Genomic DNA, 5,615 nt, shown 5'->3' with positions numbered 1-5,615 from the left:
ATACTTTCTCCTTTGAATGATTCCATAATAAAATTCTTTCACGAAAGATAAGAATTTATCTTTACACCTCTATAAATCTATTATTTTTTTTCTAAAAAAAACTACGGACTTTCCAGATTTGCGACTCCTTTTTGATCTATACTAAAATGTTATTTTGTTCCTTTTCTGTCAAGGATAGCAACGGAAAGCCCGCAAAGGAAACAGGATTTTTTATAAACCATACCCCAAAATAGCGACCAACGGAAGCTCATTTTGGGGTTTTGGTTTATAGCCTGGTTCCTGCGGACTTGCAGTGAATAGCCTGCCCGGACAGCCAAAAATGAATTGCTTAACTTGGGAATTGCTTGATTGTTTATTTGTTTGGGCATTGATTGGAAAATTATTGGCACGCTTTTGTCAGTAAATAAGTTTTAATACGTCTAAATAATTAAATACCTTTATAAAAAAACGATATGCGTTACTTGATCTATAGTCTTCTTTTATTCATTTCTGCGACGGTTTGGAGTCAAAGTACGATTCCGCTGGTGTTGAAAAAGCTCAATAAACAGTCGGTTCCTTACCTTAAAGTAGCTGAAATAAAAGACCATGCTAATCTTGTATTTATGGATGCTCGTGAACCAAAAGAATTTAATGTAAGTCATATAAAAGGTGCCATTTCAGTAGGATTTGACCATTTTAAAATGAAAAACGTTAGTACAGCTGTTCCAGATAAAAAGGCTACTGTTGTGGTCTATTGCTCAATTGGGGTGCGAAGTGAGAAAATAGGCGAGCAGTTGCTAAAGGCAGGATACAAGAATGTTTATAATTTATACGGTGGCATTTTTGAGTATAAAAATCAAGGTGGCACTGTGGTCAATAATACCAATATAAAAACAGATAGCATCCATACGTTTAACAAGGAATGGAGCGTGTATCTCAACAAAGGAATCAAGGTTTATGAAAACTAATGCACTATTAATATTTACCCGAAATCCTGAACTAGGAAAAGTAAAAACCCGCCTCGCAAAAACGATTGGTGATGTTGATGCCTTGCAGGTTTACAAAGATTTATTACAACACACCATGGAGCAAACGGCGGTGATTGACTGTGATAAATATGTTTTTTATGACAGTGCTATTATCGAAAATGACATTTGGGATCCTAATACATATCATAAAAAACTACAGGCTACGGGTGATCTAGGACAAAAAATGCAAGATGGATTTGCTCAACTTTTTAAGGAGGGTTATACCAATTGTATTATTGTAGGTAGTGATTTATTCGATTTAAAATCAGAAATGATCACAACTGCCTTTACAGCTTTAAAAAGCAATGAAGTGGTGATTGGACCGGCGGAAGATGGTGGCTACTATTTATTAGGTTTAAAAGCCATGCAGAGCTCTTTATTTGAAAATAAAGATTGGGGAACTTCTACAGTGTTTGGTGCTACCATGAAAGATTTACAAGCTGATAAAACATACTTATTACCCATCTTAAACGATATTGATACTTTTGAAGATTTAGAAAAAAGCAATTACAACTACCTACAAAAACTGGAGAAATAAGAAATGGATAGATACATTGAGATTATTATTAACTCTTATAATGGTTATTTTAATTACCTGAAAAACGAAATTATTTTTCCCAATTGGGACAATTATTTCTATGGATTACTAGCCATCTCATTAGTAGTATGGTTACTAGAAATTGCATTTCCATGGCGAAAAAACCAAGCTGTTTTTCGCAAGGATTTCTGGTTGGATTTATTTTATTTGTTCTTCAATTTCTTTTTATTGAATCTGATCTTATTGATCGCTTTATCCAATGTCACGGAACAGTTGGTCCAAGATCTACTGTCGGTTTTTGGGGTGCAATTGGGGTCAATGCAGCTCTTATCGATCTCTAGCTTGCCTAAGCCATTGGCATTATTTACGTTTTTTATCTTATCGGACTTTATACAATGGAACGTACATCGCTTGCTGCATACCCTGCCTTTTTTATGGAAAATTCATAAAACCCATCACTCAGTGAAACAAATGGGGTTTGCAGCACACTTTAGATACAACTGGATGGAACCTATTGTGTATAAATCGTTATTATACCTTCCGATTATGATTGTAGGCGGCGTCAATATTGAAGATGTATTTATTGTTCACTTCATCTCAATTGCTATTGGCCACTTGAATCATGCGAATTTAGGTTGGGATTATGGCTATTTAAAATACATATTGAATAATCCAAAAATGCATATTTGGCACCACAGTAAAGTAATCCCTAACAAAAACGGAATCAATTTTGGGATCTCGCTTAGTGTTTGGGACTACTTGTTTAAAACCAACTACATTCCTAGCGACGGTAGGGATATCGAACTCGGTTTTAACAATGAAAACAGTTTTCCTACCGACTTTATAGAGCAAGAATTATATCCCTTAAAAAAATAAATACTTTTTTTTGTCAGGAATTCAATGCGGTACCGACTGTTCTAATGTAACAATAAAACACAATAAAGATGAAAACATTTTTTTTAAGCTTACTTTTATTACCCTTAATCTCTTGTGGAAAAACAGAAAGCAAAACCGAAATACCTACACAAGCCTATACATCAACTACTGCAACAACTACTGCAACAACTGTAACAATCGCAGCTAGTATAGATCATGCACAATGGAACACTTTACTACAAAAACACGTTTCTAAAAACGGAAATGTAGATTACAAAGGCTTTCAAAAAGACAGCAAGCAATTGCAATCCTACTTAGACCTATTAGCAGCAAATGTACCTACCAAATCATGGTCAAAAAATGCTGTTTTAGCCTACTGGATCAATACGTACAATGCGTATACTGTGAAACTAATTTTGGATAATTATCCTGTAAAAAGCATCAAAGACATTAGCAACCCTTGGGGTAAAAAGTTTTTTACACTAGGCGCTAAAAAATACAGTTTAGAAGAAGTAGAGCATGAAATTTTACGTAAAATGGACGAACCTAGAATTCACTTTGCTATCAATTGTGCATCATTTTCTTGTCCGAATTTATTAAACGAAGCCTATACCGAAGCTAAGGTTGAAAAACAATTAGAGAGCGTAGCAAAATCGTTTGTAAATGATAAAACAAAGAATACTATTACAGCCAATAAAATTGAAATATCAGAAATATTTAGCTGGTTTTCAGGTGATTTTAAAACCAAAGGAACAGTGATTGATTTTTTAAATCAATACAGTACTGTGAAAATAAATAGCAAAGCATCAGTAAAATTTAAAACATACAACTGGAGTTTGAATGACTAAAATATCCATAATTATACCTATATACAATGAAGTCGATGGCATCCATCGGCTTTTATTGCATTTAGAAAATGCCGTATCTAAAACAGTTGATTATGAGGTCTTAATTGTTGATGGCGGCAGTACAGATGGATCGCAAAACGGCATTCCAATCCATCCTGCCATTACGATCATTCAGTCCGAAAAAGGGAGAGCCAAGCAAATGAATGCTGGCGCACGAAAGGCAACTGGTGATCTCTTGTATTTTTTACATTGCGACAGTTATCCGCCGATTGGTTTTGATGTATTGATTGAAAACCAAATTAAGAAAGGAAATCAAGCAGGTTGTTTTCGAATGAAATTTGACTATGCGCATCCTGTATTAGTGGTTTCGCAATGGTTTACACGAATCAACCATATTTCGTGTCGTGGTGGTGATCAATCATTGTTTGTAACCAAAGAATTATTTAATGAAATCAATGGTTTTAACGAAAGTTTTATCATTTATGAAGACAATGAAATTATAAGTAGGCTTTACGCCAAAAAGCATTTTGTTGTTATCCCAAGATCGGTGATTACATCGGCCCGAAGATATAGAGAAAACGGAGTTTGGAAATTGCAATACCATTTTGCCGTTATTCATTTAAAACGAAGACTTGGACATTCGGCAGAAAGTTTGCTGCGCTATTATAAAAATAATATTATTTAATAATAAAGCCTTTGTCCATAATGAATACAAAAATTAACCACATAGAAACAGAGAAAAAAAAAAGAATAAGATAGCCCTATAATTGGATTCACATAGCTATGACCTGCTATAAAACGTGAAACGACTTTTAAAACTTAGAAAATCTATGATTCTATGTGGTTAAAAATCTAAACAATACCATTTTGCTATTATTTACCGCTAAAAAAGTTAAAGAAAATGAAGAAAAAAATTAACCACATAGAGACACAGAAAAAAAAGAATAAGATAGCCCAATCCTTGGATTCACATAGTAGCTATGAGTTGCTATATAAAGTGAAACGCCTTTTTTAGAACATACAAATTCTATGATTCTATGTGGTTTAAAATCTAAACAATACCATTTTGCTATTATTTACCGCTAAAAAAGTTAAAGAAAATGAAGAAAAAAACTAACCACATAGAAACATAGAAAAAAAAAGAATAAGATAGCCCAATAATTGGATTCACATAGCTATGACCTGCTATAAAACGTGAAACGACTTTTTTTTTAAAACTTAGAAAATCTATGATTCTATGTGGTTTAAAATCTATACAATACCATTTTGCTATTATTTTACTCTAAAAAAGTTAAAGAAAATGAAGAAAAAAATTAACCACATAGAAACATAGAAAAAAAAGAATAAGATAGCCTAATCCTTGGATTCACATAGTAGCTATGAGCACCTATAAAAAGTGAAACGACTTTTAAAACTTAGAAAATCTATGATTCTATGTGGTTAAAAATCTATACAATACCATTTTGCTATTATTTACCACTAAAAAAAGTTAAATAGAATGAAGAAAAAAATTAACCACATAGAAACATAGAAAAAAAAGAATAAATAGTCCAATAATTGGAATCGAATAGTAACTATGAGCACCTATAAAAAGTGAAACGACTTTTAAAACTTAGAAAATCTATGATTCTATGTGGTTAAAAATCTATACAATACCATTTTGCTATTATTTACCGCTAAAAAAAGTTAAATAGAATGAAGAAAAAAATTAACCACATAGAAAAAAGAATAAATAGTCCAATAATTGGATTCACATAGCTATGACCTGCTATATAAAGTGAAACACCTTTTTTTTAAAACTTAGAAAATCTATGATTCTATGTGGTTTAAAATCTAAACAATACCATTTTGCTATTATTTACCTCTAAAAAAAGTTAAATAGAATTAAGAGAAAAATTAACCACATAGAAACATAGAAAAAAAAAAGATAGCCCAATAATTGGATTCACATAGCTATGACCTGCTATATAAAGTGAAACACCTTTTTTTTAAAACTTAGAAAATCTATGATTCTATGTGGTTTAAAATCTAAACAATACCATTTTGCTATTATTTACCTCTAAAAAAAGTTAAATAGAATTAAGACAAAAATTAACCACATAGAAACAGAGAAAAAAAAAGAATAAGATAGCCCAATTCTTAGATTCGAGTAGTAGCTATGAGCACCTATAAAAAGTGAAATACCTTTTTTTAGAACATACAAATTCTATGATTCTATGTGGTTTAAAATCTAAAAATTACCATTTTGCTATTATTTACCGCTAAAAAAATTAATAGAGGTGTAAAGATAAATTCTTATCTTTCGTGAAAGAATTTTATTATGGAATCATTCAAAGGAGAAAGTAT

At 31.8% G+C, this 5,615-nt stretch carries 5 protein-coding genes; all 5 read left to right on the top strand.

Going from position 1 to position 5,615, the window contains the following annotated elements:
• Window positions 1-452 precede the first annotated feature (452 nt).
• The 5 genes from H8R24_RS17625 to H8R24_RS17605 all read left to right on the top strand — a co-directional run bounded on the left by H8R24_RS17625 (window position 453) and on the right by H8R24_RS17605 (window position 3,954).
• A complete protein-coding gene (locus tag H8R24_RS17625) occupies window positions 453-947 on the top strand; it encodes a rhodanese-like domain-containing protein (protein ID WP_187021682.1) in 495 nt (164 codons plus the stop codon).
• Window positions 937-1,545, top strand: a complete 609-nt coding sequence (locus H8R24_RS17620) for a TIGR04282 family arsenosugar biosynthesis glycosyltransferase (protein ID WP_187021684.1) — start codon at window positions 937-939, stop codon at window positions 1,543-1,545. The genes H8R24_RS17625 and H8R24_RS17620 overlap by 11 nt, the downstream gene beginning before the upstream one ends.
• 3 nt (window positions 1,546-1,548) lie before the next feature.
• A complete protein-coding gene (locus H8R24_RS17615) occupies window positions 1,549-2,421 on the top strand; it encodes a sterol desaturase family protein (RefSeq protein WP_187021687.1) in 873 nt (290 codons plus the stop codon).
• A 68-nt stretch (window positions 2,422-2,489) separates the two neighbouring features.
• Entirely contained in the window at window positions 2,490-3,269 is a 780-nt protein-coding gene (locus H8R24_RS17610; RefSeq protein WP_187021689.1) for a DUF547 domain-containing protein, read from the top strand.
• Entirely contained in the window at window positions 3,262-3,954 is a 693-nt protein-coding gene (locus H8R24_RS17605; RefSeq protein ID WP_187021692.1) for a TIGR04283 family arsenosugar biosynthesis glycosyltransferase, read from the top strand. Before H8R24_RS17610 ends, H8R24_RS17605 begins: the two co-directional genes overlap by 8 nt.
• The last annotated feature ends 1,661 nt before the right edge of the window (window positions 3,955-5,615 follow it).

The sequence above is a fragment of the Flavobacterium muglaense genome (assembly GCF_014305155.1).
Taxonomy (GTDB): Bacteria; Bacteroidota; Bacteroidia; order Flavobacteriales; family Flavobacteriaceae; genus Flavobacterium; species Flavobacterium muglaense.
The sequence above is the reverse complement of the archived record's forward strand: the minus strand, read 5'-3'. Positions and strand labels throughout refer to the sequence as shown.